Below are 24,895 nucleotides of genomic sequence, written 5' to 3' on the forward strand. Positions count from 1 at the left end.
GCGCCTTCCTGCTTGTGAATCACTTTTGCCTGCGGGAAGGCAACGCGTAGCTCCTTCACGCTTCGCTCAATGACCAGGGGCAGATCGGGCAGGAGCCCGTTGCAGGCGAACAGCAGAGGTGGCTATCACTTCTTGCCAGGCAGCACCGAGCTGAGCACCTGCTTGGCTGTCTGCACGATGATGCCCGCCTGGTCTGGGTCGCCCTTGAGCAAGGTAGTGGCGAACTTCTTCGCCTGCTCCAGCTTGATGTGGGGTGGCAGGGGCGGCACGTTCGGGTCGGTCTTGAACTCGATCAGTACTGGCCGATCAGCAGCCAGCGCGCGCTCCCACGCAGCGGCAACGTCCTCTTCGCGATCTACGTAGATACCTTGCAGGCCAATGGAAATGGCGAACAAATGGTAGGGCACGTCAGGGATCGACTGCGAAGCTTCGAACTTGGGGTCGCCCTCCATCACCCGTTGCTCCCAAGTCACCTGGTTGAGGTCTTCATTGTTGAACACGGCACAGATCCATTGTGGGTTGTCCCACTGCTGCCAGTACTTGGCCACGGTGATCAGTTCGGCGAGGTTGTTCATCTGCATCGCGCCATCGCCCACCAAAGCAACCACTGCCCGTTGCGGGTGGGCGAATTTGGCTGCAATGGCATAGGGCACGGCTGCGCCCATGCAAGCCAGGCCGCCGGACAGCGAACACTGCATACCCTGGCGAATCTGCAGGTCGCGGGCAAACCAGTTGGCACAGGAGCCGGAATCGCTGGTGATGATGGCGTGGTCGGGCAGGCGAGGGGACAGCTCATGGACCACGCGTTGCGGGTTAATCGGGTCAGCCTTGGCCAGCGCGCGCTTGGCCACGGTCTTGTCCCACTGCGCACGCCAGGTCTCCACCTTGTCGCGCCAGCGCCGGTCGGTCTTGTGCTCAAGCAACGGCAACAATGTGCGCAGTGTTTCGCTGGCGTCGCCGACCAGGTTGACCTCCATCGGGTAGCGCAGGCTGAGCATGTCGGGTTGCAGGTCTATCTGCACGCCGCGCGCCTGGCCTTCCTTGGGCAGAAACTCGGAATAGGGAAAGCCGGAGCCAATCATCAGCAAGGTGTCGCACTCGGTCATCAGCTGATAACTGGGTTCGGTGCCAAGCAGGCCGATCGACCCGGTGACCCACGGGAGGTCGTCCGGCAACACAGCCTTGCCCAGCAGCGCTTTGGCCACCCCGGCGCCGAGTATTTCGGCAATTGCAATCACCTGCTCTGTTGCCTGCAGTGCGCCGGCACCTACCAGTATCGCCACCTTGTGCCCGGCGTTGAGTACATCGGCGGCGCGCTGCAGGTCTTCGTCGAACGGCAACACCCTGGGCTTGCTGTAGCCGATGCCGGAATGCACCGTACCGTGAGCCCTCGGCGGTTCGTTGTAGGGCAGGTCCTGCAGATCATTGGGCAGGATGATGGCGGTAACGCGGCGCTCGCCGACGGCCGTGCGCACCGCACGGTCGAGCAGGTGGCGCACCTGCTCCGGTGTCGATGCCTGCTGGACGAACGCACCGGCCACGTCCTTGAACATCGACAGCAGGTCCAGCTCCTGCTGGTAGTGCCCGCCCAGTGCCGCACGGGCCTGTTGACCGACAATGGCCAGCACCGGCTGGTGGTCCATGCGTGCGTCGTACAGGCCGGTGAGCAGGTGCGAGGCGCCTGGGCCGGAGGTGGCCATGCAAACACCGAGTTCGCCGGTGAACTTGGCATGTGCGCTGGCCATGAAGGCGGCCATTTCCTCATGGCGGGCCTGGATGAATTCAATCTTGCCCTTGGCCCGGCTCAGCGCGCCGAACACCCCATTGATGCCGTCGCCGGGGTAACCGAAGATGCGCCGTACTCCCCATTGATACAAACGTTCCACCAGAAAGTCGCCTACCGTGCCGGTCATTGCCTGCTCCCGTTCTGTCATCGATAGGTGTCTGGACTTGGCACGTGTCGGGAAAGTTTCAACGGTATGTTCACCCGTCTGCCGGCTGGAACCTCGCAACAGCCGACGGGTTCGAAGGTGAACCGATGACCGCCAGGGTGCGCATCATGACGCTCATGAATACAGAAGATGCCAGCGTGCAGGCCTTGTATTTCGAAGACGACGGCGCCACGCCGAACAGCCGTTTTCCCGTGCTGTTCTACCGGTTGAAGCTCGATCCGTCGGGGGACAATGCCAGCGCATTCGAAGCGCTGTTTACGGCTCACCAATGGACCCCGCTGTGGCGCGACGGAATCTTCGATTATCACCACTTTCACCCTAACGCTCATGAGGCGCTGGGCATTGCCTGGGGGCAGGCGCGATTGACGCTTGGCGGGGAATCAGGGCAGAGCGTTAGCGTGGAGCGGGGCGATGTGCTGGTGCTGCCAGCTGGTACGGGCCATCGCTGCATCGAGTGCAGCGATAAGTTTCTGGTGGTCGGCGCCTATCCCTACGGGCAGGAAAACTACGACATCCAGCGTCCCGACAGGGCAGCGCACCAGCGTGCCGTTGCGCGCATCGCCAAAGTACCGCTACCTCAGCAAGACCCGGTCGGCGGCATTCGGGGTGCGTTGATGACGCATTGGCGCTGAGTGCGCTGCAGTCAGGCCGAGTGGTCCATTGCCTTCGGCCATTTCACCTAACTGCCGGAACCTGCGCCGGATCCACTACCCGATGAGCCTCCGCCACCACTGCCCGAGCCTGTACCGCTGCCACCAGAGCCATTACCCCCGGTGCCCGAACCACTGTTGGTACCGTCACCGCCCGTGTTGTCCGTCCCATTGTCATCAGTACCGCCATTACCCGTACCCATGCCATCGCCTGGTGTTCCTGAGCCCGTGGCACCGCCTTGGCCGTTCATTTGACCATTGTCGTGCGGTTGCACGCCCGGGGCGCGCTGATCGTTCAGGTCTGTGGCAGCCAGGGCAAGTGGTGCAGCGAAGCCCAGGCACAGGGTAAGCACAAACGCAGAGGGTTTTGTGGGTGTCATGGTGAAACTCCTTTCAGGGTTGTTCACCTACTGTTTGGCCAGCCGCTCGCGGGAGGGTGCCTGCTGAGCGACGGAAGGCGCGGTGGCGTGAGGAGTTCAAAAATGCGAGGGGTGGGGGCTGGCAGAAACTCTGAATCATTTGCCGCCGGGGAGGGTCGACCGGGTGAAGCCCACAGATGGAGAGCGTTCATGTCCACACCTCATGACCCAAGACCGCCCATTGAGATCGACGACACCGAGGACCGCATGGGCAGCGTCCACGAGCTGGATTTCAGCGAACGCCGCGATGAGCGCCAGGGACGTGTCGGCGACGAGCGTCCGGCGCGGGAGATCGCCGAGGATTACCCGCCCCGGCGTGTTGCTGAAAGCGGCATGACCGGCGGCGAGGCGTTGAGCGACAGCCTGCACGAGGACAACGTCACCCTCGATGACCTGAGCCCCGATACGCTGCTCGATGAGACCGGTGCCCGCGATCCGGATGAGCCTGGCAGCGGCGGCCCGGCGGACAAGGCCTTGCGCCAGGTAGATGCCCACGAGATCGGTGGCGGTTTCGGCCTGGACGAGGCCGAACTGGCCCGCTCCGCGCCGCTGGACGGCGAGCCGTGGACCGATGACGTGGTGCCCGATGACGAAGGGAGAGAGCCGTGATGAATGAACAACGTTGTTCCTGCACCCATTGTTCTTGCACCGTGGATGCCAACGCTGTGATCCAGGATGGCAAGGCCTATTGCTGCGAGGCCTGTGCGAATGGCCATCGCAATGGCGAACCCTGTCGAATGAGCGACTGCAAGTGTGGTGAGTTGTCTCACACGAAAGAGTCCAATGTCGATAATGCACTGGATGAAACATTTCCGGCGAGTGATCCGATTTCGCCATGATGCCAGTTGCTGCCAGATGTGAGACCAACGGTGGACCAGTCGTTATCCGCCAACGCAACCTTGCCATGGAGCGGCCGTTGGCAGTACTCATGGATGCGCACGTGGTCGCGCAACAGGTAGTTGTAGAGCCGTCGCGAGAGCGCGCGTACCCAGCGCATGTCCGGTTGCCCCTGGAGGATTAGCGTCACCTCGACCCGCACCCCGCGCCCCGCAGCATCGATCAGGGCGTGGCGCAAGGGTTGACCGATCTTGTCGTGGGCATTGCGCAGGTAGATACGGTCCAGGCGCAGCATCGGCAGGTGCGCGGAAAAGCTGCGTGTCGGCTTGCCGACAGCTTCCACCAAGTAGCCCGATAACCGCGCATTTGCTTTCAGGCGCCAGTCGTTGATGTCGCCGGCGACGATGACCGGCTCGTCCGGTGGCAGGCTCTCAGGTTCATAGCGGCTCCTGCGGCTCGACGCCTGGTTCGGTCACCAGCTCGCCGTCAAGCCCTAGCTTGTCCAGCAGGCGGCGGGCATCGTAAGGGGCATGGACTTTCTGGTCGTTGTCGAAGTAGCAGTACACGTCGCGGGAGGTGCGTTTTGCCGGGGCGCGGCGCATCACACGCTGAGCATCCTCAGGCTGGCTGCCTGCAGCCCAGGCTTGTATGCGCAGGCGCCAGCGCCGCAACGCCTTGGCCGTGTAGCCACTACTGTACAGCTCGACATCACCATGCAGGCGCAAGTACACGAAATCGGCCGTGACCTCTTCGACATAGGGCCATTTGCCGGCGCTGTCGGCGACCACCAAGGCAACCTTGTGCTTGCGTAGCAGGTTGATGAAGGTGTCACAGAGGAAGCTGGGGTGGCGGATTTCCACGGCGTGGCGCAGGCGCGCATTACCCGGCACGGCAGTGCCGCCGTTGCCTTGCAGGCGTTCAGCGGCGTGGCGCGCAAGGCTGCGGGCGGCTTTGCGGTCGCGTGGCAGCTTGGCCAGGAAGTCGCTGAAGCGCTGCGCGTCGAATTTCAGGTTTGGGGGAAACTGCCACAGGAAGGGGCCGAGTTTGTCACCCAGCAGCAAGGGGCCCGATGCGAAGAAGTTGGCAAGCGCCTCGTCGATTTCGCGGAGCCTGCGTACGTGGGTGATGTAGCGCGGCGCCTTGACCGAGAACACGAACCCCTGCGGTGTCTCGTCACGCCACTTGCCATAGCGTTCGGGGGTTTGCAGTGCGTAGAACGAACCGTTGATTTCGATACTGTTGACTGCCCGCGAGGCAAACGCCAGCTCGTCGTTCTGGCGCAGTCCCTCGGGGTAGAAGTCCTTGCGCCATGGGCCATAGCGCCAACCGGAAATTCCAATGCGGATCTCGCTCACCATAGTCCCCTGCGGTCCTGTACTTAACAGTAGCGACAGGCAGCAGGACAAGAGGATTCAACAGGATTGACGAGTGGCTGGCATGGAAAAAGGAACGTTACCGGTGCTGCAATCGTTTCCCAGTGGCCACCTGCTGCCTTCGTTATCACTTAGAATGTCGACCACTGCCCCGTTTTTCTGCAAGGCTTCACGAGGTCCCGTCAACTCCACTTGTTCGAAGCCATCGGTGACCAGAAAGGCTACGCGCTTGCCACCCAGTTTTGCCCAACTGACTGTTGCGGTTGAACGTTGCGCGGCTCTTGGGCTCTGACTAGCAGGGATAGAACGAGGCAGCCGTCATGAGTATCGACCGCAGCATTCCTGAACTTGAAGCCTGGTACGCGCAGTACGACGACATCAGCTACCGGCGCGAATCGCCGGATGCCTATCACCATGAACTGGTACGCACCGCCGAGGCGCTGCGGGACGATGGTGCGATTGACTGGGATGACTGGTTGGCGCTGAAGGCACTGGCCGATGAGGCACATATCCGGGCACTGGAAGATGCCGTGCAGGCTCATGTGAGTGACCCTCACGCATGAAAGCGCTGAAGATCGCCACCTTCAATATCAATGGCATCCGCAGCCGCCTGCCCACGCTGTTGGCCTGGCTGGAACGGGAGCAGCCGGACATTGCCTGCTTGCAGGAACTAAAGGCGGCCGACCAGCAGTTTCCTCGCCAGGCCATCGAAGCGGCAGGTTATGGTTGCCTTTACCAAGGGCAACCCTCATGGAACGGCGTGGCTATCCTGGCGCGTGATAGCGAGCCGCTGGAGGTACGTCGCGGGCTGCCTGGCATGCAGGACGATCAGCAAAGCCGCTATCTGGAAGCTGCGGTGCACGGCGTGCTGGTCGGCTGTTTGTACTTGCCCAATGGCAACCCGCAACCCGGCCCGAAGTTCGATTACAAACTCCGTTGGTTCGAGTGCCTGATCAAGCATGCCCAAACACTGCATGGCAGCGGCCATCCTGCGGTGTTGGCCGGCGATTTCAATGTTGTGCCGACCGATCTGGACATCTACAACCCGCGCTCATGGCTCAAGGACGCGCTGCTGCAACCTGAATCGCGGGCGTATTTCCAACAGTTACTGGCGCAGGGCTGGGTCGATGCTGTTCGCCACCTGTATCCCGAGCAGCGCATCTACACGTTCTGGGATTATTTTCGCAATCATTGGGCGCGTAATGCCGGGCTCCGTATTGATCACCTGCTGCTCAACCTCAGTCTCAGCCCTTATCTGAAGCAGGCGGGCGTGGATGCCTGGGTGCGCAACGAAGCCAAGGCCAGTGATCATGCGCCGGTCTGGATCCAGTTGGGCTCGCGCCGCCAGCAACGCTAGCTGGCAGGGCGGCTGTTCCCTGGAGCGTGTGGGCAGGATAGGCGTCTGGGCACCCATCGGCAAAGTTTCACGCACTTCCCCTCATCGCATTCATCTTCAGTGATCAGCGTCGGCTACGCTGATTGGGAAAGCGCACGTGATCTCGCAATGAGACCACGCTCATTGCTCAGTGCGCAGACTGCTCTTGGTTACCTGCGTCGTGAATGTGTGAGTGTAAGACCCACAAGGATTCCCAGCGCCGCTGCGCCTATCAGCAGCGGCGTTTTGTCTTTTGGCTTCCTCCAGCCTCCGTCGATACCCCTCCTGCCACTTGGAGGCTCAAAGAGGTTGCCAGATGATGCTTCGGCTATGGGGCTGCGATTTATCCCCCAGCGCGTCAGCCTCCCTGACAACCGAGGCAGCCCGGGTATCAGGTAGCTGGCCAGATGCGCGAGGCGCGCCGCAGCGCCAACCGTGGTGTGAGCCCGAGGCGAGATTGCGCAGGCCACCATGGCGTTTGCCACCATTTCGGGATCGTATATGGGGCCTGGTGGTGTCAACGCATGCCCGGTGTAGTTGCCCCCATCCCGGAAGCCCGGTGTGTCCATAACTGCAGGATAGATATCGCAGACATGGATGTCGGGAAACGCCGTCAATTCGCCCCGCAATGCCTCGGTCAGTCCACGCAAGCCGAACTTGCTCGCCGAGTAAGCGGCGGCATAGGGCTGGGCCACCCAGCTGCCCAGCGACAGCGTGTTGATCAGAATGCCGCTGCCCTGCGCCTTGAAGAAGGGAAGGGCGACGTAGGCACCTCGCAGGTAACCGAGCAGGTCGGTCTGGATGACCTGTTCGTGTGCCTCCAATGGGGTGTCCTCGAAGTGGCCGACCGCACCAACCCCGGCGTTGTTGACCCAGACATCGATTCGCCCATGGCCAAACTCTGCGGCCTGCGCCGCCAGCGCTTGAACCTGGTCGTTGCGGGTGACATCGGTCGTGATCGCTATGGCATCGGTTCCACAATCGGTGCATTCATCCAGGACATCGAACAACGCCTCTTCGTCGCGTGCGGCGAGCACCAAGCGAGCACCTTTGCACGCAAACGCATGCGCCGCGGCTCGGCCAATACCGCTGGAAGCGCCAGTGACCACCACGACCTTACCGCGCAGAGGCCCTTTGACCGAAGCGCCACTGTTAGGCGCTTCTCGTTCTGTACCCGAGGCACTGTGGTCAAGGGGGGCAACGGTTTCGCTGGCCTCGATCCGCGAGAGTTCAAGCGCGGTGCCATCGACCAGGGTCAACGTCAGCCCTTCGACCGTGCCTGCCTCTCGGTTTGGAAAAACGGGTTCACCTGCGGCATCCAGGCTATCGTAGATGAAGCGTGTACCCTCAAGCCAGCCCACGGCGGTGAGAAGTTCAGGGCCGAGATAATACTTCCCGTCTTGAAAGAAGCCTGGAAACTGATGAGCGCGCTCCACGTTTTCCACGCGATAGCGTTCGCTTGATTTCATGCCTGTTGCTTGATCGATCATGTTGAAACCCCTGTAAGTGGAGCTCGGAAATGTCAGCCTTTGCTGTGCTCGTCGGAAGTGGGCCCGGTACCTCGCTTGATACCACGCGGGCCAGCAACGCCCCAGATACCCAGTCCAACCAGCGGTAGCGCGACGATCAGCAGGGCCCAGGCCGCTTTGACCGTATCGGTCTTGTCGCTTCGGAACACGCTGACGATGGCCCACAGGTCGATGAGTAGAAGAATTGCCGTTACGGCAATCCAGAAGTAGCTGGCGACCCCGTTCATGACTTTGCCTCCTCTACACGTAGTGGGCGTAGGCCAAGCGGTAGGGAATCACCACGCGGTCGCCGATCTGGAGATTGTTGACTGCACGCCCGGTGTCTTCGACGATGCCCATGAACTCATGGCCAAAGATATCGCCTGCTTCGGTTTCTGGAATTTTGCCTCGATAGAGGTGCAAGTCGGAGCCGCAAATGGCCGTGGAAGTCACCTTGAGGATGATGCCGTCTTCTTGAACGATGACGGGATCAGGAACGTTATCGACCCTTACATCGTTTGCTCTGTGGTAAGTCAGTGCTCGCATACTCCTCGCTCCTGCATCACAAAATCGTGGGGGTATGCAGGGGAAGCTTGCAGGCCATGCAAAGTTCAAAACAACAGATTCAGTGGTAATGCTTGAGGGGGGCAGACTGTTTTCCGCTGCAGGAGCGAACGAAGTGTGACGACCAGGAAGGTATCGCGGAAGCCGAAATGCTTGGAAGCTGCAGTTCTAACCATTGTGTAGTAGGTACCGGAGCTGACTGTGAAAGCAAAGCCGTGTCGCCAGTTGAGTCGGCAGCTAACGGGGAGCCGCTTCGAACCGCTTATGCACCTCTTGGCAACGCGGACGCCTGCTCTGTCCACTTGACCAGAAAGTTGTACAAGAAAATTTTCTTGTATCGGAATTGGGGCCGGTCGTCTGATACTCATGTTTCTACCGCCTAAGTGATTGAACTGCCTCATTGCATTGCTATGGTGAGGGTTCCATATAAGACTAAAGTCGTAGGAGGGCGGCATGCGTATTCGAGGTGATGTGTTTTGGGATTGGGCGGATCCAGTGCTTCATCATCGTATCCATGACGAAGAGCTTGATGACGGCACCACGATTGATGTCCAGGTCAGGCTCTCGCGCACCGGTCAGACGCAAATGTTCATCGGTGTGTACGCTGGATGTGGAATGGCATTGCATGAAGAAACATTCGATTCTCGCCCAGGCGAATCCATGACTCGAGCTCTGGCCTGGGGTGTTGGTAGAGCCAGGCGTCTGGCTACAGATCAACGGCCAGAAGCGAAGCAGGTGGCCTAGGACACTGTGTAGTTCGAGGTTGGTCGTTAGACGCAGGTGCTGACGGCCAACTGCTCAATGCAAACCGCTCCATCTAAACTCCGGGCGGGTGAAGAAACAAGGGCTTTCGGGTTGTCTGCTATTGGCAGGCTACAGCCGATCACGAAGGACCGTTACTGGTCCATCGCGCTCGGTCAGTTGTCGATCATCTGCGCCGCTTGCTGAGTGGCCTGGCTGGTGCGCGTGGCCAGCTTGCGCACCTCGTCGGCGACCACGGCGAACCCGCGTCCGGCCTCACCTGCCCGCGCTGCCTCGATGGCGGCATTCAAGGCCAGCAGGTTGGTCTGGCTGGCGATACCCTGGATGGTGGCGACGATATGGGTAAGCTTGCCGAGGGTCTCCTGCATCACCTGGTGCTGTTGCGCCTGGGCCTCGCGAATGGTGCTTTCCTCATGGCGGGCATGGATATCGGTGATAGCCCCGACTACCCGCAGCGGGGCCCCATCCTGACCCCGGCGGGTTTGCCCGCGGCCGCGGAACCAGCGGTAGGCGCCGCTCTGGTGCCTGAGCCGGTACTCCACATCAAACGGGGTATTGCCGCTGTGGTCCTCCACATGAGCGACGAATGCCGCGATGGCGCGCTCGCTGTCGTCGGGATGCAGGCGCGAGGTCCAGCTTTCCAAGGTGTTGGGAAACTCCTCGACGGTGCTGCAGCCCAGCAGCCTGCGCATCTGCGATGACCACCAGATGGTGTTGCCCGGGTTAGCCGGATCGCCCGCCACCACTTCGATATCCCACAGGCCGTCGTGAAGCATCTCGCGGGAAATATCGAAACGTTCGGCGGCCAGCTCCAATTCCTGGATACGCAGGTACTGCTCGTGGATGTCGCGCAGGGTGCCGGCCGTGGCCACCGAGACACCGTGGGCGTCGCGCTGCGAACTGCCGCTGATCCGGCACCAGCGATAGTCACCGCCGGCCGCTGGTTTCATCCGCACGTCCAGCGCAAACGGCGTGCGCCCGCTGCGATCGGCCAAGTGCCGGGCCAGTGCCTGCATGTGGGGTTGTCGGTCGGCAGGGTGCAGTTGCTCGCTCCACTGCCCCAACCGGGTCAGGCGCGGCGCCTGTAGCGAGGCCGAGCCTGTCCACTGCATCGCACAGTCCGGCGCTGGGGTGGCGGCGGTCGTTGGATGCAGTTGCCAGAACAGCTCATCCGCGCCCTGGGTGACCAGCGTCCAGCGCGCCTCCAGTTGCTGCGCGAGTGCCTCGCGCTCAGCCAGGCGCTGCTCCAGCTGGCTGACCTGCAAAGCAAGCACACGAGCCTGCTCGTTGAACTCGCGCCGCTCCTGCAGCACGCGCTCCACGCCTGCCAGGATGCGCCGCAACAGCGGATTGGCCGAAGACAATGGCGCGCTCGGCTGGTCGGGCTGCTCCAGGCGGTCGGCCAGCGGGGCCAAAACCCAGCGGCTGGTACGATTAAACAACAGCATGCGACACCTCCGGTTGCATGGCGGCATCAGCCGACGATGACTGCGCCTGCCGGACTGACACGGTCTGGCTGTCGAAGTCGGCCGCCCCCGGCAACGCTGGCCAGGCCGACGGGCCGCTGGCGATTTCCTGCGGGCTCAACAGACAGTGGTCGAGCTCGCGTTGCAGTGCCTGGGTGTCCAGGTCCTGGCCGATGAACACCAGTTCCTGGCGGCAATCGCCGACGATGCTGTCCCACTTGGCCGTGATGCCCTGCAGGCGATATTTGTCTTGCGGCCATTGCGAGGGGTCGATGAAGCGCCACCAATACCCTACGTAGTCCCACTGGAATTGCTTGCCGCTGTGCACCAGCAGCGCGGTTTCGCGGTGGCGACTCGCAAGCCAGAAATAGCCTTTGCTGCGCAGCAACCGACCGTTGCGCCAGGGACGGGCAAGAAATTCGAGCAAGCGTTGCGGATGGAACGGGGCGCGCTCGCGATACACCCACGACACCACGCCATAGGTGTCCGACTCGGCAGCCGGTGTGTCGTGCGCGTCTATCCGCTTCATCCAGCCGGGCGCTGCGGCAAGGCTGGGCAGATCGAACAGCCCGGTGCCAAGGATGCTCGACAGCGCTACGTTGCCGGCGACCATCGGCAGGATCTGCGCCCCCGGATTAAGTCCGGCCAGAATCGACCGCAGCGCCTGGTAGCCGGCCTCATCGACCAGGTCGCGCTTGTTGACCAGGATCACGTTGGCGTACTCGACCTGCTCGATCAGCAGGTCGGCCAGCGGACGCCTTGGGGTATCGCTGGTGGCATCGGCACGGGCGACGGTTTCGGGTGAATCGAGCAAGGCCATGAACTGGCTGGCATCGACCACCGTCACCAGGGTATCCAGGCGCGCCAGTTCGCTAAGGCTGAAGCCGTTGGTGTCGAGAAAGGCAAAGGTCTCGGCGACCGGCATCGGCTCGGAAATCCCGGTGGACTCGATCAACAGGTAATCGAAGCGCTGCTGGCGCGCCAACGCGCTGATCTGCTCGAGCAGGTCGGCACGCAGGGTGCAGCAGATACAGCCGTTGCTCATCTCGATCAATTCATCCTCGCCACGGTGCAGCGCAACCTCGCGCTGCACCTCGGAGGCATCGATGTTGACCTCGCTCATGTCATTGACGATAACCGCCACCTTCAGACCCTGGCGGTTGCGCAGGATATGATTGAGCAAGGTCGTCTTGCCTGCGCCGAGGAAGCCCGAAAGGACCGTCACCGGCAGTCGGCCCGCCTGGGCGCTATTGCTCATGGGCGCGCCGCTCCCGAACCTTCGATCTTGTCCAGGTAGCTTTCGAACAGGTCTACCACCACCAGCCCATCGTCTGCGGCATCGCCCCACAGGTCTCGCACGCGAAACTCGACATGGTAGGTCGGTTGGTGCGCAGCGCTCTGGTCGCCATGCCCGATCGCATCCGGGAACGGCCACTGTTCGGTGGTCCGGTGCAGCACAACGCCTTGCTTGCCGCGCACATAACCCGGCATGCGCACATGCCCGGCCACGTATTCATCGCGCACGATGACCCGGTCGCCCACTTCGAAAGGCGCTCGCCCGGTGATTGCCGCACGCCCTTTCGCATGGGCGGGGTTGGCCAGCTTGAAATGCGAACCCAGTGCTTCGTCCAGTTCGGCCTGGGTGATGACGCCGGTTTCGACCAGCAGCGTGGCGGTGGCGATCACATAACGCTCGTAGTACTCGGTGCCGACATGCTGGCGCACATCGATGCGTTCGACGGCGTGACGTATTTCGTCGACGCTGAACTTCTTCAAGTGATCGGCGCCGATGAACATCAGGCTGTAGGCCAGGTGTTCCCAGTCCTGCTTGAATACCTGCTTGTAGCTCAGGGTGTTGATGCGATGGGGCACTTTGCCAAAGCCCTGGAAACCGCCGAGATCGTGGAAGCCATCCATATTGAATACTCCGGAAGGTGAATGAAGTGGATGGACCGACTCAACCGACCCGGGGCACGGCGACACCGATGAGCACGTCCTTGGTGACCAGTTGCCGCAACTGCTCTTCGCTCATGTCCTCCGAGCCGGCGGGCCGTTGCGGGAGCACCAGGTAACGGCTTTCGGCGCTGGTGTCCCAAACCTTCACCACCACGTCGTCGGGCAACTCGGTGCCCAGCTCGCGCAGTACCGTACGCCCCTCCCGGACCAGCCGCGCACGGAACTCGAAGCCCTTGTACCACTCCGGCGGCAGGCCCAGCACCGGCCAGTTGGTGCAGGAACACAGGCTGCAGACGATCACGTTCTTCACCTGCGGGGTGTCTTCCAGGGCGATGATGTATTCGCCCTGCGGGCCGGTGAAACCGAACTGGGCGCAGGCGGCGGTACCGTCCTTGAGCAGCAGTTCGCGGAACTGCGGGTCGACCCAGGCCCTGGCGACGATGCGCGCGCCGTTTTCCGGGCTCCAGCCATGTTCCATGAGTTCGGTGAGCTGTTCGATGTAGCCCTCGGGGATAAGGTCCTTGTTCTTGAGCACTGCAAACAGTGCCCGCGCCCGCTCGCCAGGGGTTGAGGTTGCCGTCATGGGATTACTCCTCTCGTTCGACGCGGTTGTTGATGGTATTGCTGTTCTGGTTGTTTTTTGCAGAGGCGCAGCGCCTACAGCGTGCGCCAGTCCACTGCGTTTTCGAAGGCTGCCGCGGCCTGGTAAATCGTGCCTTCGGCGTAATGCTTGCCGACCAGCATCAGCCCGACCGGCAGGCCGTCGACCAGGCCACAAGGGATGGACATGGCCGGGTGGCCAGTGATGTCCTGTGCGGCGGTGTTGCCGAGCATCTCCAGTGCGCGCGAGACGTTCTCGGTGATCGAGCAATCCGGCGCCGGCAGCGGCTGGGCGACAATGGGCACGGTCGGCATCACCAGCAGGTCGTAGCGCTGCAGTGCCTTGTCGTAGCCGGCACGGGCAAAGCGCGCGAGGTTCTGGGCCTTGGCGTAGTAACGGCCGTGGTAGTGCTCAAGGCCGAACTGGCCAACCAGCATGCACAGCTTGAGCGAAGGAGACAGGGCGTCGGCCTGGGTCCGCCAGCCGGCCTGCTTGTCGAGCAGGCCGACGTCGTACAGGCCTTTCCAGTTAAAGCCCGCGCCGTTGCCGTGCATCATCTGCATGGTCAGCCCTTCGCAGCCGATCGGGTTCCACAACGAGCCCGCCAGCGTGTGTTCGGGCACCGACACCTCCTCGACCACCGCGCCCAACGCCTCGAGCCGGGCGATGGCGCTGCGTACCGTTTCGGCAACCCGCGGATCAAGGTTGGCGAGCTGGAAACCTTCCTGGAGGATGCCGATGCGCAGCCCGCTGACACCGCGCCCAACGTAGTTGCTGTAGCTATCGACCTCCGGCGCACCTTGGCGCGGGTCAAGCCCGTCGGTACCGGCCATGACTTCGAGCATCAGCGCGTTGTCGCGCACACTGCAGGTCATCGGGCCGACATGGTCGAAGGTGGCCTCGATGGCCATCACCCCGGTATAGGGCACCAGCCCGAAGGTCGGCTTCATACCGTAGATGCCACACCAGGCCGCGGGAATACGCACCGACCCGCCCTGGTCGCCACCCACCGCCAGGTCAACTTCGCCCGCCGCGACCAGCGCCGCGCTGCCCGACGACGAGCCGCCGGTACTGAAGCCAGGACGCATCGGATTGTGCACGGGCGCCGGGTCGGAGGTGTGGCTGGCGCCGGACAGGCAATAGTGTTCGCAGGTGGCCTTGCCAAGGATGGTTACTCCAGCGTCGAGCAAACGCGTCACCACGGTGGCATCGAACGACGGCACGAAACCGGCCAGTGGCGAGGCGCCGTTCATCATCGGCACACCTGCCAGCGAGATGTTGTCCTTGAGCGCGACCGTCCTGCCGAGCAGTTTACCGGTGCTGGCGCCCATCACCTCGGTGCGGTAGTACCAGGCGTTCAGCGGGTTCTCAGCGCTGGAGGGGCGATAACCCGCCGTGCGCTCGTAGCGCACCAGCGGCGTGAAGTCCGGTAGTTCGTCGACCAGGTCGTAGGCGTCGAGGCTGCCCTGCATGAGCGCCAGGTACTCGCTGGCTTGCTCGGGCGTCAGTTGCATGTGCAGGCGGCTGGCGAGCGCCTGCAGTTGTTCGAGCGTTGGGCGGGTGATGGCCATGGGGTGTCCTTTTTCCTTTCCGGTGCCGGACCAAGGGGCTGGCAATTAGCTGTTCGTGAGGCTCGCCGCGGTTGGGCCTGGTACTAACCTAGCGCCAGCGCGGGGAGCCTACTTGGTTGAGCAGGACAGTCGCTGTGTTGAGCAGGACTGCGTTGGGCCAGGTCGCAGGCTTACTGCTCCAGCTTGGGCACCCCGGCCTGCCCGGCCGCATCGCCGCGTGCGGGCCAGACCACGCCGACGCTCTTCATGCCCTTGGCCGGGTCCATCGTCGGGTTGGCCAGCACCACGTCGCGGTAGGACGGGCTGCCGATCACGGCGGGCTTGAACTTGACCAGGAACTCGTTGACCTCCTTGCGCAGCTCCGGCGCCAGGTTGTAGTCGTCGTAGCACTCCTCCAGGCAATCCAGCGTGGCTTGCCAGTGCACCTCGGTCAGCCCCATGCCGCGGTGTGCCGTGACCATGTCCCTGCCGCGGTACTTGGCGCTGCCACCCCAGTGTTGCGCGAGGAAATCGACGAAGTTGATGTGTTCCTTCTGGAAGGTCGACTCGGACATATGCGCCCAGATATGCCCGATTGCCGGGTGGGCCATGGTCTTGCGCAATACCGCGCCGGCGAACTGATAAATGGCGTCGTAGCCACCCAGGCGGGTATACAGCGAAGGTTGTTGCTCGGTGGAAGCGTTTTGCTCAGTCATGTTCGAATGCTCCGTTTCAGCTGGGAATGTGCAGGCGGTTAAAAGACCCGGACGTACCTGAGGTTCAGTCGGAAGTTTTCCTTCGGCCCGTTTTCTACCGCGAGGTCACGCCCCAGTTGCATCTGCAACTGGTCCTGGGCGGTAAAGAACTTGGTGGCGGTGAGGCGGAAGTTGGTGGTTTTGCCGCGGTCATCCTGGGAGGTGCCGTCTACCCGGCTTTCCCCACCCCAGGTGTGGCCAAAACCGACTGCCAGGGACGTACCCGGGTCGATGATGTAGCGCCCCATCAGTTGCGCGGCGTAGGACGTCTCCTGTTCGCGGCGTAACGAGTTGGCGCCGAAGTCGTCGTTGTCGCCGTACCAGATCGTATCGCCGACCAGGTCGAGAGCCCACTTCTCGCCGAAGTGCTTGATGTACGCGGCCTGAAGATCCACCTTCCAGCGGTTCTCGCCTAGGTTCAGCGCGTCCTTGCGGTCGTAGTTGCCGGTCGGTGCCACCAGGTAGACCGTGGCGCCGAGCGTGTCGTTGGCCTCGTTGAGGCGGTACTTGAGCGGCGCGGTGAGAATGAGGTCGCCGATGCCGCTGGCGCTGCCCAGGGCCGAGGCGTCACCGCCGCTGGAAACATGGCCGAACGGCAGCAGAAACTGCGGCTCGACGGTCAGCCGATCGGTCAATTTATAGACATGCAGCAAACGCAGGATGCCGATATTGGAGGTCAGGTTGAAGTCGGAGCTGACCTTGTGGCCCTGGGCGTAGGCACTGTCGGTAGTGGAGTGCTGGTAATAGACCACACCGATGGTTTTGCCCGCCGGCAGCACTTCATAATCCCCCGGCGAAACTTCAACTGCCTGCGCAGACAGGCACGGCGCGGCCGCTGCAACCATCAGGTAACGGAGTTGTTTCATGGACCAAGTCCTTCTTGGTGGCAAAACGCGGGCAAAAAGAGCCCCGCTGCCGTAACAACGACAGGTGCAGGGCTAAACGTGGAGTTCGTTGGTTAGTTGGCGCTTACTTGGGCGTCGCGCAACATGCCGGTGTGCGGGTGGCAGTTGATGTATTCGAACACCTGGCTGCTCGCATCCGACACCGACACTTCGTGGTAAAGCCGCAACTTCTGCAGCCCCGCAGCCACCCGGAAGAAAGTGACGAAGATACGCAGATGGGTCGGGTGGGATTCCGCCCAGCGTTCGAGCTTTTCCACCGAACGCCAGTGGCCGATGTTGTAGCTCTTGTCGAGCAGGTTGCCGTCGGCATCTATATTGCGCACGAAGCGGTTGCTGTAGCAGCCCAGCGGCTGGCCGTTATCGCGCAAGAAATCCATGCCGTCCTGCAAGGTCGGCAGGATCTCGTCCAGGTACAGCGAGCGCTCGGCCTGTTCAGCCGCGGCCCAGTCCTGGCCCGAGCGAATCAAGGCGATATTGTCGTGGCCGACCACCACCACCCGCCCGCCCTTGGCCGGATCGCCGGACACCACCCGCAGCTCGCCGTCCGGGTTCATCCAGTCGGTTTGCGACACCGGGAAGCGGTCGCGCATCGAGCCCCAGTAACCGTGCTCCTCGATCTCGCCGCTGATGCCGTCCATGACCGCCCCGACCCCGGGCAGATCGCTCTGGAATGCATACAACGTCTCGAACTGCTCGGCCCGCGGCGCACTGATCTCGCGGTAGTAACCCAGGCCATCGTTCAAGCGTTGCGGCGAACTCCACCAGCCATCCACCTCGGCCGAGTGCATCCAGCGGCAATACGCCCTGGCGTCTTTCCAGTAGCCCACCACCATCATGTTGTCGTAGCCGCTACTATCGACATGATGCGTCAGGTCGTGGGTCAGCGGGCCGTCGGCCAGGCTGAAGCTGGCGACGATCTCGCGCAACGCCTGCAAGGCCCGCTCGCGCTGGCCATCGCCGTGGTACTGCACACCCAGGTAGGCCATCACCACCTGGGTCAACTGCTCGTCAGCGCGACCGACCCACATCGGGAACGGCGGCTGGTAATCGTCAGGCACCCGGCGCGATAAGGTGCGCGGGCACTTGAGGTGTTTGTCGATTGCGGACTCCATCACAGGCTCCTTGTTATTTTGGCTTCGGACACACGCTCGGCTTTACCACGGGCACGCCAAGCGCACGCTGCCCACTCGATCAGCCACGACATAAACTCTTCGGGCGCCAGATCGCGCATATGCAGCCACCTGAACTCGTCGGCCATTCGCTGTTGTTGAACTCGCATGGGCTTACCTCATCGGCGCAGGTCGCTGGAAATGCCGTGAGGTCAAAGTTAGGCACGCCACAACAGCGTCGCTTTGTTCGTCAGGACAACCGTTTGGTTGGTAAAGACAGCGCTGAAACACCCGCCCGGACACGAACCGCGGTGGTGCGTTGTATAGGGACAAAGAGGGGTTTTGCCCCGAAATGGGCAGGAGTGATGGGTGCCTTTTGGACGGACGCCGCCGCTGAACTCAAGCCGCAGGCCGTGTTGGCCAAGGTCCGCGCCAATGCTTCACGCTGGCGTGGATATTGCCTGTCGGAACCTCGGTAACAGTGTTTCGTTTACTCAATTAGTTGCATCAAGGTGAGCGCCATCATGGCTGAGACCAATCACTATTCCACCCTTACCGTTTCGCCGGCCCGTCGCTTCGACTACTGGCGGGAAGTGGTCTGCCGACATTGCCTGTCGGCAGACAGCAAATCCTCGTTGCAGAGCAATTTCGAGGGTGCGCTACAGGTCAACGGAATTGGCCCCTTGGACATCACCACCCTGTCTTCGCCACTGCATCACTGGATGCGTTCCGAGCATCACCTGCGCGGCGACCCCGCCGAAGATATCTGGCTGGGTTACACCCTCGACGGTTATGGCGAAATCGAACAACACACCCGCAAGGCCAGCCTGACGACCGGCAGTGTGTTTCTTTACGACGCAACCCAACCGTTCCGCTTCAGCCTGGGTGGTACCGAAAACCACCTGATCCGCGTCCCGCGACCGCTGCTCGCGCACCGTCTGCCGCGTATCACCGACCTCACCGCGCTGGTGCTGGACGAATCCCGCCCCGGGTTGATCCCGCTGCGGCAGATGATCGGCCAAGCAGTAAGTTCCGCTGCGTTGCTGCAAAACGAAGGCATCGCCCGGCGCTACTCCAGCACCATCATCGACCTCCTGGTGCTCAGCCTGGAGCTGCAGGACCTGAAGACTACCCACCAAGAACTTGATCTTTACGGGCGGATCATGAACTACATTCAGCGGCACTTGGCCGAGCCGGAGCTGTCGATCGAATCGATTGCCGTGGCCCATCACGTATCGAAGCGCACGGTGACCCGGGCGTTTGCCCGGCATCAGAAATCCCCGGTCGCCGAAATCTGGAAGGAACGGCTCAACGCCAGCCGCGCAGCGATCGAACGCGGCCAGGTAAGAAGTGTTTCCCAGGCCGCGCTGGAATTCGGGTTCTCCGATTTCTCGCATTTCAGCCATGCGTTTCGGAAGGCTTTTGGAGAGGCGCCGCATTCGTTGTTGCGGCGGAGTAGGGGGTAAGTCCGGCGCCCTCAAGTTAGAGACCAAGCTCCGTATTATCAGCCTTTAAACTCGGTCATGCCAGGTTGGACTTGAAGGCGCGAGGGTCGAAAAATTGAATTGTGGTGTTTAGGGCTTTTAGATTGATTTCATGAGTGATCGCGCTGTCGTGGTGGCAGATGAAACGGTGGCCAACATCGGGCTAGACAATAAGGTGGGGTGAAACGTTAGCGGTTTCCAGTGCTTCCTTTAATTGAATAACTATCCGCATCTGGAGCAGCAAAAAGAGCGGATCTCCGCCCACGCCGGTAACGTTCTTGCTAGCTTTGGCGCAAGAGGCTGGCGGTCGCTGGTTTGAGTTGGGCCAATGGCACCCAATCAAACGCTGGACCGCTGCACGATCAAACCCTAACGCCGTCACGGAAAGAGCGTTCTTGGTTCCTGCAGATGAGCCTGAGGGTAGTGGGCGTGGTTCAAGCATCCCACACGTCCACAATCACCCGGCCACTGATCTTCCCGTCAATCATCTCGGAGGCGGCTGCAAGCGCGCCCTCCAGGCCAACGTCTCGGGCCATCAGCGATGGTGTGTCGAGGTTCAACTGATCGCAGAGCCTTTGCCAAGCCTCGACGCGTCGCTCGAAGGGCTGAGTGACGCTGTTGATGCCGAGCAGGCTTACCCCTCGAAGGATGAAAGGTGCAACGGTTGCCGGGAAATCCATTCCCTGGGCCAATCCACATGCAGCTACTAAGCCTTCAGACATTGTGCTTGCGCACGCATTGGCCAGCGTATGGCTGCCGACCGAGTCGATCACTCCCGCCCATTTTTCTTTTGCCAACGGACGCCCGGGGCCTGAAAGTTCGGCGCGATCGATGGTGGTTGTCGCCCCCAGGCTTTGCAGATAAGCGGCTCCGGGGTTTCCCGGCCTGCGACCATGCCTGCACAGCCTATTACGGTATCGAAACGTGCGAATACTTCAGCCAGCTGATCGATTGAGTCAGTCACGAGGTCAGCGGCCACCATCTGGATGCCGCAGCGCCGAAGCTCATCGATTTTGACCTTTTTCTCGGGCACTTGAGTATTAATGGTCGAATCTCTGAGCAGGACGCTGATTGTGGAACCGGGCGTGCGTTTTGCTAAACGCGCAAGATTGCGTAGAACCGGCAGCCCAAGCTCACCGGCGCCTAGCACGAGAATGGATTGGGGGGGAACTGGCTCACTTCGGTCATGATTTCGCCTGAGACCTGCTGCCTGTAAGATGAACAAATGCTTGCACGATTAGGCAACGTTCGTAAGAAGGCACACCTGTGATACTTGAGAAAGCAATGACTGATCAGGAGGCGCTAAGCCAGGCAGAGACAATTTGCCGAACGCTTAGAGAAGACGATGATGGCGTCAGGCGAGAAGTGCTCGCTCACGCAGGCAGTCGCTGGTCGTTAGGTATTCTGCATGCTCTGGGGTGTACGGCACGATGCGCCATGCCGAAATAAAAAGGCAGATGACTGGGGTGACTCAGCGAATTTTAACCAAGACGCTGCGCTCCATGGAGCGGGATGGCCTGGTGCTTCGGCGGGAGTTCGGAGAGATTCCGCCACGTGTCGAGTATGAGCTCACGCCACTGGGTATGGGGCTGTTGATCCGCATGTCACCTGTCTGGACTTGGGTTGTCGAGAACGTTGAGGACTTCCGCAAGGCGCGGCGTATTTTCGACAGTCAGGATGACAAGAAGCCAGCGTGGCAAATACCTGCATCAACACCATTCCCATCAGACGCGGATGACTGAATGTATATGAGCCGCCGACATTGCTGAATAGGAGATGCCTTTGATGGAGTTACGCCAGCTTCGTTACTTTCTGAGTGTGCTGGAGTGTGGCAGCCTCGGCAGAGCCGCGCTCGAAACGGGCGTTGGGGTATCTGCGTTGAGCCAGCAACTCACGAAGCTCGAAAGTGAGTTGAGTACCCGCCTGCTGACACGCTCTAGCGTTGGCGTCACGCCCACTGCGGCAGGCTTGGCATTCGAATACCATGCGCGCCTGACGCTGCGCCAGGCCGATTACGCCATGTTGGCTGCACGCAGTGGGCGTATGAGCGGGTACGCCAGCGTCGGTATGGCACCCACCACGGCTTCGGTGTTGGGGCTGGCGCTGATCGCCAGGATGCGCGAGCGCTACCCTGATATCCGTCTTCATTTGGTGGAAATGCTGTCGGGTTACCTGGTGAACCAGCTCAATACTCGGCACCTGGATTTGGCGGTGTTGTTTCAGCTGGAGGCTGGCATTCGGCTGGATGCGCGGCCGCTGCTGGAGGAGCGGCTGTTCGCATTGGTTCCGGTAGCCTTGGTCAAGGCTGACTGGGGGACGTCGCTGACGTTGCAGCAGATCGCCTCGCTGCCCTTGGTCATGCCCAGTGCCCAGCACGGTCTTCGCGCCACGTTACGCGTCATCCTTGAGCGCGTCGGATTGGACGCGAATATCGTCATGGAGGTTGATGGCCTGTCGCTTCTCATGGATTGCGTCAGCGCAGGTCACGCCGCGACGATTCAACCCGGCGCCACTGTGGCGCGGGCCATGCAGGCAGGCTTGCGGGTGTTTTCGATCGACGATCCGCAAGCTCAGCGTCGCAACTTGGTGGTGAGCCTGGTCGATGATGAACTCTCGCCTGCTGCACTTGCCACGCGAATCGTGCTGCATGAAGTGTCCCGCGAATTGGTGCAGCAGGATCGCTGGCCAGGGGCGCGTTTGCTGTGAGCGCCTGCGAACGACCGCCCCTTTAGAAAAACTGAAGACCTCCCCCCTGCAATCGTGTTTCGCCCAAGGTATGCGAACCCCTAGAGTCCGGGGTCCGCGAGGAGCTGCCCAACCCTGGCTTCTCGCTCCCTGGAGGCGACATGATCGATGTACTTGTCATTGGCGGCGGCAATGCTGCCCTCTGCGCCGCGCTGATGGCGCGCGAGGCCGGCGCCAGCGTGATGCTGGTGGAAGCCGCGCCCCGCGCCTGGCGAGGCGGCAACTCCCAACACACCCGTAACCTTCGGTGCATGCACGATGCCCCGCAGGACGTGCTGGTGGAGGCTTACCCCGAAGAAGAGTTCTGGCAGGATCTGCTGAAGGTTACTGATGGCCAGACCAACGAGGCCCTGGCGCGTCTGGTGATTCGTGCCTCGTCCGACTGCCGCGGCTGGATGCGCCGCCACGGCGTGCACTTCCAGCCCTCGTTGTCGGGTGCGCTGCACACTGCGCGGACCAACGCTTTCTTCATGGGCGGGGGCAAAGCCCTGGTCAATGCTTATTACCGCAGCGCCGAGCGGCTAGGTGTGCAGGTGCGCTACGACAGCCCGGTGTGCGATCTGGAGTTGCGCGATGGACGTTTCATCGCTGCCCACCTGGCGGCCCGCGACGTCAACGGGCGGCGCCTGCCCGCCGAGCGCATCGAGGCGCGCAGTTGCGTGCTGGCGGCCGGCGGCTTCGAGTCTAATCGACAATGGCTGCGCGAGGCCTGGGGGCAGAATGATCGCGGCGAGTGGCCGGCGGACAACTTCCTGGTGCGGGGCACGCGCTTCAACGATGGCGCGCTGCTGCGGCGCATGATCGACCTGGGTGCCGACACCATCGGCGACCCGACCCAGGCCCACATGGTCGCCATCGATGCCCGCGCACCGCTGTACGACGGCGGTATCTGCACGCGCATCGACTGCGTGTCGCTTGGCGTGGTGGTGAACCGCGACGGCCAGCGTTTCTACGACGAAGGCGAGGATTTCTGGCCCAAGCGCTATGCCATCTGGGGGCGCCTGGTGGCCCAGCAGCCTGGTCAGGTGGGGTTCTCGATCATCGACCAGAAGGCCCTGGGCCGTTTCATGCCGCCGGTGTTCCCTGGCACCCGCGCCGACAGTCTCGAGGCCTTGGCCGTAGCCCTTGAGCTGCCGGTGCCTGCGTTTCTCGAGACCCTGCGCGCCTACAACCAGGCATGCCGCCCCGGCACGTTCGACCACACCCGGCTGGACGATTGCCGCACCGACGGCGTGCAACCGGTCAAGAGCCATTGGGCCTTGCCGATCGATAAGCCGCCGTTCTTCGGTTACCCGCTGCGTCCGGGGGTGACGTTCACTTACCTCGGCCTGCGCACCGATGCCACGGCCGCCGTGCATTTCGGCGGGCGGCCCAGTCCCAACCTGTTCGTCGCCGGCGAGATGATGGCCGGCAACGTGCTGGGCAAGGGCTACACCGCCGGTGTCGGCATGTCCATCGGTACCGCGTTTGGCCGCATCGCCGGCACTCAGGCGGCGGCCGCCGCCGGCCATTGTATTTACCCCCTGGAGGCCCAGCATGACTGTGCAAATGCCTGATCCCCGCGTGTTCGACCCCGCCCCGCCACAGGCCGAGCTGATCCCGCTGCTGAACCTGGACGAGCAGGAGGTGGACCGGCAGATGCGCATCTGCAACGCCTGCCGTTATTGCGAGGGGTTCTGTGCCGTGTTCCCGGCGATGACCCGTCGACTCGACTTCGGCAAGGCCGACATCCACTACCTGGCCAACCTCTGCCACAACTGTGGCGCCTGCTTGCACGCTTGTCAGTACGCCGCACCGCATGCGTTTGCGGTGAACGTGCCGCAGGCCATGGCCAAGGTGCGCGGGCAGACCTACGCTGAGTACGCTTGGCCGGCCCGGTTCGGGCAGCTCTACCGGCGTAATGGCACCTTCGTCGCCGTGGCGTTGGCGCTAGCGCTGTCGCTGTTCTTGCTGCTGGCCTTGCAGGTCAACGGCACTTTGCTGCCTGGGCGGCTGGCCGGAGATTTCTACGCTGTGTTCCCGCACAACACCTTGGCGCTCTTGTTCGGTGGCGTGTTCAGCGCTGCCGGGGTGGCGCTGGCCGTGGCGTTGAGGCGCTTCTGGCGCACGGTGTCGCCCGCCCAAGCGCGGCAACCGGCCAACGGTGCGCTGCCGGAGGCGGCGAGCGCAGTGCTGACGCTCAAGTATCTGGATGGCGGCCATGGCCAAGGCTGCAACAACGCCGACGATCGCTACACGCTGTGGCGTCGACGCTACCATCATTTGACCTTCTACGGCTTCATGCTGTGCTTTGCCGCCACCGTGGTCGCTACCGGTTATCACTACCTGCTGGGCCTGCATGCACCATACCCGCTGCTGAGCCTGCCGGTGGTCCTCGGCACCCTCGGGGGTATCGGCCTGATCGTCGGGCCAGCGGGCCTGCTGGCGTTGAACCTGCGCCGCCCGCCAGAGCATGGCGATGCCGCGCAGCGCCCCATGGACCGTGCGTTCATCCTGCTTCTGCTGTTGGTCAGCACGACCGGTATGGCGTTGCTGGCCCTGCGTGACACCGAGGTGATGGCGATCCTGCTGGCCGTGCACCTGGGCACCGTCATGGCACTGTTCGTGACCTTGCCCTATGGCAAGTTCGCCCATGGCCTGTTCCGCAGTGCCGCGCTGCTGAAGTTTGCGATCGAAAAGCGCCGGCCCGACCCTCATAGCTTGGGCGGGGACTGAACCCTGCACGGAATGCGATGCGACACCGTGTGTTCAGCCTGGCGAGCAACGCAGTGGCCATCGTGCTGATCTCGCTGTCCCAGGGTGCCTGAGAACGCGAAACCCTGCTGCGCCGCCTGAAGGGTCCGCCGAACCTCATCGCCACGGCCGACCGAATGACACAAACGCC

General features: G+C 62.1%; 22 protein-coding genes and 8 pseudogenes. 11 read left to right on the forward strand and 19 right to left on the reverse strand.

Translation table 11 applies throughout. The annotated features are described in order from the left end of the window. Positions 1-125: 125 nt before the first annotated feature. On the reverse strand, positions 126-1,913 hold the full coding sequence (locus SB756_RS07265) for a thiamine pyrophosphate-requiring protein (protein ID WP_341795826.1): 1,788 nt from the start codon (positions 1,911-1,913) through the stop codon (positions 126-128). A 146-nt stretch (positions 1,914-2,059) separates the two neighbouring features. Between SB756_RS07265 and SB756_RS07270 the strand changes: the two genes are divergently transcribed. Continuing rightward, complete coding sequence (locus SB756_RS07270) at positions 2,060-2,584, forward strand: cupin domain-containing protein (RefSeq protein ID WP_410910706.1); 525 nt, start codon at positions 2,060-2,062, stop codon at positions 2,582-2,584. 47 nt (positions 2,585-2,631) lie between these two features. Here SB756_RS07270 and SB756_RS07275 read toward each other — a convergent pair whose 3' ends face one another. After that, a complete protein-coding gene (locus tag SB756_RS07275) occupies positions 2,632-2,982 on the reverse strand; it encodes a hypothetical protein (RefSeq protein WP_410910529.1) in 351 nt (116 codons plus the stop codon). A 189-nt stretch (positions 2,983-3,171) separates the two neighbouring features. Here SB756_RS07275 and SB756_RS07280 point away from each other — a divergent pair, with 189 nt between their 5' ends. Beyond that, positions 3,172-3,630: a phosphotransferase system, HPr-related protein gene (locus tag SB756_RS07280; protein ID WP_341795825.1), complete on the forward strand. Its 459-nt coding sequence runs from the start codon at positions 3,172-3,174 to the stop codon at positions 3,628-3,630. Next, positions 3,630-3,860 carry a metallothionein gene (locus tag SB756_RS07285; protein ID WP_341795824.1) on the forward strand — a complete coding sequence of 77 codons (231 nt, stop codon included), beginning with the start codon at positions 3,630-3,632 and terminating at the stop codon, positions 3,858-3,860. The genes SB756_RS07280 and SB756_RS07285 overlap by 1 nt, the downstream gene beginning before the upstream one ends. Here SB756_RS07285 and SB756_RS07290 read toward each other — a convergent pair. The 3 genes and pseudogenes from SB756_RS07290 to SB756_RS07300 all read right to left on the reverse strand — a co-directional run. Next, positions 3,788-4,138 (reverse strand): annotated as a pseudogene (locus tag SB756_RS07290) (phospholipase D-like domain-containing protein); the annotation flags it as partial. The gene SB756_RS07285 and the pseudogene SB756_RS07290 sit on opposite strands and share 73 nt — an antisense overlap. A 157-nt stretch (positions 4,139-4,295) precedes the next feature. After that, the gene (locus SB756_RS07295) at positions 4,296-5,216 is read right to left on the reverse strand and encodes a DUF72 domain-containing protein (protein ID WP_258656974.1); all 921 of its coding nucleotides are present in this window, start codon (positions 5,214-5,216) and stop codon (positions 4,296-4,298) included. 129 nt (positions 5,217-5,345) lie between these two features. Beyond that, positions 5,346-5,471: pseudogene (locus SB756_RS07300) on the reverse strand (protease); the annotation flags it as partial. A gap of 80 nt (positions 5,472-5,551) precedes the next feature. On the opposite strand from SB756_RS07300, the gene SB756_RS07305 reads away from it, so the two are divergent. Both SB756_RS07305 and xth read left to right on the forward strand, forming a co-directional pair. Next, positions 5,552-5,794 carry a hypothetical protein gene (locus SB756_RS07305; RefSeq protein WP_410910530.1) on the forward strand — a complete coding sequence of 81 codons (243 nt, stop codon included), beginning with the start codon at positions 5,552-5,554 and terminating at the stop codon, positions 5,792-5,794. Next, positions 5,791-6,588 (forward strand): exodeoxyribonuclease III, encoded by a 798-nt coding sequence (xth, locus tag SB756_RS07310; protein WP_341795821.1) that lies wholly within the window; start codon positions 5,791-5,793, stop codon positions 6,586-6,588. The genes SB756_RS07305 and xth overlap by 4 nt, the downstream gene beginning before the upstream one ends. Before the next feature lie 188 nt (positions 6,589-6,776). Here xth and SB756_RS07315 read toward each other — a convergent pair whose 3' ends face one another. The 3 genes and pseudogenes from SB756_RS07315 to SB756_RS07325 form a co-directional block, all read right to left on the reverse strand. Beyond that, positions 6,777-8,096: an SDR family oxidoreductase gene (locus SB756_RS07315; protein WP_410910531.1), complete on the reverse strand. Its 1,320-nt coding sequence runs from the start codon at positions 8,094-8,096 to the stop codon at positions 6,777-6,779. A 32-nt stretch (positions 8,097-8,128) separates the two neighbouring features. Continuing rightward, positions 8,129-8,362 carry a PLD nuclease N-terminal domain-containing protein gene (locus tag SB756_RS07320; RefSeq protein ID WP_341795819.1) on the reverse strand — a complete coding sequence of 78 codons (234 nt, stop codon included), beginning with the start codon at positions 8,360-8,362 and terminating at the stop codon, positions 8,129-8,131. Positions 8,363-8,393: 31 nt separating this feature from the next. Beyond that, positions 8,394-8,660: pseudogene (locus SB756_RS07325) on the reverse strand (alcohol dehydrogenase catalytic domain-containing protein); the annotation flags it as partial. 471 nt (positions 8,661-9,131) lie between these two features. Here SB756_RS07325 and SB756_RS07330 point away from each other — a divergent pair. Further along, complete coding sequence (locus SB756_RS07330) at positions 9,132-9,422, forward strand: hypothetical protein (protein WP_410910532.1); 291 nt, start codon at positions 9,132-9,134, stop codon at positions 9,420-9,422. Positions 9,423-9,604: 182 nt separating this feature from the next. Here SB756_RS07330 and SB756_RS07335 read toward each other — a convergent pair. The 9 genes and pseudogenes from SB756_RS07335 to SB756_RS07375 form a co-directional block, all read right to left on the reverse strand. Further along, positions 9,605-9,895 (reverse strand): annotated as a pseudogene (locus SB756_RS07335) (methyl-accepting chemotaxis protein); the annotation flags it as partial. Further along, positions 9,890-10,915: pseudogene (locus SB756_RS07340) on the reverse strand (PAS domain-containing protein); the annotation flags it as partial. The pseudogenes SB756_RS07340 and SB756_RS07335, both read right to left, overlap by 6 nt. Further along, positions 10,875-12,164: a GTP-binding protein gene (locus SB756_RS07345; RefSeq protein WP_410910533.1), complete on the reverse strand. Its 1,290-nt coding sequence runs from the start codon at positions 12,162-12,164 to the stop codon at positions 10,875-10,877. The pseudogene SB756_RS07340 and the gene SB756_RS07345, both read right to left, overlap by 41 nt. Continuing rightward, the gene (nthB, locus tag SB756_RS07350; RefSeq protein WP_341795815.1) at positions 12,161-12,823 is read right to left on the reverse strand and encodes a nitrile hydratase subunit beta; all 663 of its coding nucleotides are present in this window, start codon (positions 12,821-12,823) and stop codon (positions 12,161-12,163) included. The genes SB756_RS07345 and nthB overlap by 4 nt, the downstream gene beginning before the upstream one ends. Before the next feature lie 40 nt (positions 12,824-12,863). Further along, positions 12,864-13,445, reverse strand: a complete 582-nt coding sequence (gene nthA / locus SB756_RS07355) for a nitrile hydratase subunit alpha (RefSeq protein WP_341795814.1) — start codon at positions 13,443-13,445, stop codon at positions 12,864-12,866. A 74-nt stretch (positions 13,446-13,519) separates the two neighbouring features. Beyond that, on the reverse strand, positions 13,520-15,034 hold the full coding sequence (locus SB756_RS07360) for an amidase (protein ID WP_341795813.1): 1,515 nt from the start codon (positions 15,032-15,034) through the stop codon (positions 13,520-13,522). A 170-nt stretch (positions 15,035-15,204) separates the two neighbouring features. After that, positions 15,205-15,729 (reverse strand): group I truncated hemoglobin, encoded by a 525-nt coding sequence (locus SB756_RS07365; RefSeq protein ID WP_341795812.1) that lies wholly within the window; start codon positions 15,727-15,729, stop codon positions 15,205-15,207. A 38-nt stretch (positions 15,730-15,767) separates the two neighbouring features. Continuing rightward, complete coding sequence (locus SB756_RS07370; RefSeq protein ID WP_341795811.1) at positions 15,768-16,634, reverse strand: transporter; 867 nt, start codon at positions 16,632-16,634, stop codon at positions 15,768-15,770. A 92-nt stretch (positions 16,635-16,726) separates the two neighbouring features. After that, positions 16,727-17,785 (reverse strand): phenylacetaldoxime dehydratase family protein, encoded by a 1,059-nt coding sequence (locus SB756_RS07375; RefSeq protein ID WP_410910534.1) that lies wholly within the window; start codon positions 17,783-17,785, stop codon positions 16,727-16,729. Positions 17,786-18,306: 521 nt separating this feature from the next. Between SB756_RS07375 and SB756_RS07380 the strand changes: the two genes are divergently transcribed. Next, complete coding sequence (locus tag SB756_RS07380; RefSeq protein WP_341795809.1) at positions 18,307-19,248, forward strand: AraC family transcriptional regulator; 942 nt, start codon at positions 18,307-18,309, stop codon at positions 19,246-19,248. Between the two features lie 452 nt (positions 19,249-19,700). Here SB756_RS07380 and SB756_RS07385 read toward each other — a convergent pair. Together SB756_RS07385 and SB756_RS07390 are read right to left on the reverse strand one after the other, a co-directional pair. Next, positions 19,701-20,129, reverse strand: a pseudogene (locus tag SB756_RS07385) (oxidoreductase); the annotation flags it as partial. Then, positions 20,117-20,454: pseudogene (locus SB756_RS07390) on the reverse strand (aromatic alcohol reductase); the annotation flags it as partial. The pseudogenes SB756_RS07390 and SB756_RS07385, both read right to left, overlap by 13 nt. A 96-nt stretch (positions 20,455-20,550) precedes the next feature. Between SB756_RS07390 and SB756_RS07395 the strand changes: the two are divergent. The 4 genes and pseudogenes from SB756_RS07395 (at position 20,551) to tcuB (ending at position 24,726) form a co-directional block, all read left to right on the forward strand. Beyond that, positions 20,551-21,008 (forward strand): annotated as a pseudogene (locus tag SB756_RS07395) (winged helix-turn-helix transcriptional regulator). Positions 21,009-21,051: 43 nt separating this feature from the next. Then, positions 21,052-21,972, forward strand: coding sequence for a LysR substrate-binding domain-containing protein (locus SB756_RS07400; protein WP_019751229.1), 921 nt, complete (start codon positions 21,052-21,054; stop codon positions 21,970-21,972). A 140-nt stretch (positions 21,973-22,112) separates the two neighbouring features. Then, positions 22,113-23,567, forward strand: coding sequence for an FAD-dependent tricarballylate dehydrogenase TcuA (tcuA, locus tag SB756_RS07405; protein WP_410910535.1), 1,455 nt, complete (start codon positions 22,113-22,115; stop codon positions 23,565-23,567). Beyond that, positions 23,548-24,726, forward strand: coding sequence for a tricarballylate utilization 4Fe-4S protein TcuB (gene tcuB, locus SB756_RS07410; RefSeq protein ID WP_014591319.1), 1,179 nt, complete (start codon positions 23,548-23,550; stop codon positions 24,724-24,726). Before tcuA ends, tcuB begins: the two co-directional genes overlap by 20 nt. The last annotated feature ends 169 nt before the right edge of the window (positions 24,727-24,895 follow it).

It is taken from the genome of Pseudomonas sp. SIMBA_068, assembly GCF_046534705.1.
GTDB lineage: Bacteria > Pseudomonadota > Gammaproteobacteria > Pseudomonadales > Pseudomonadaceae > Aquipseudomonas > Aquipseudomonas putida.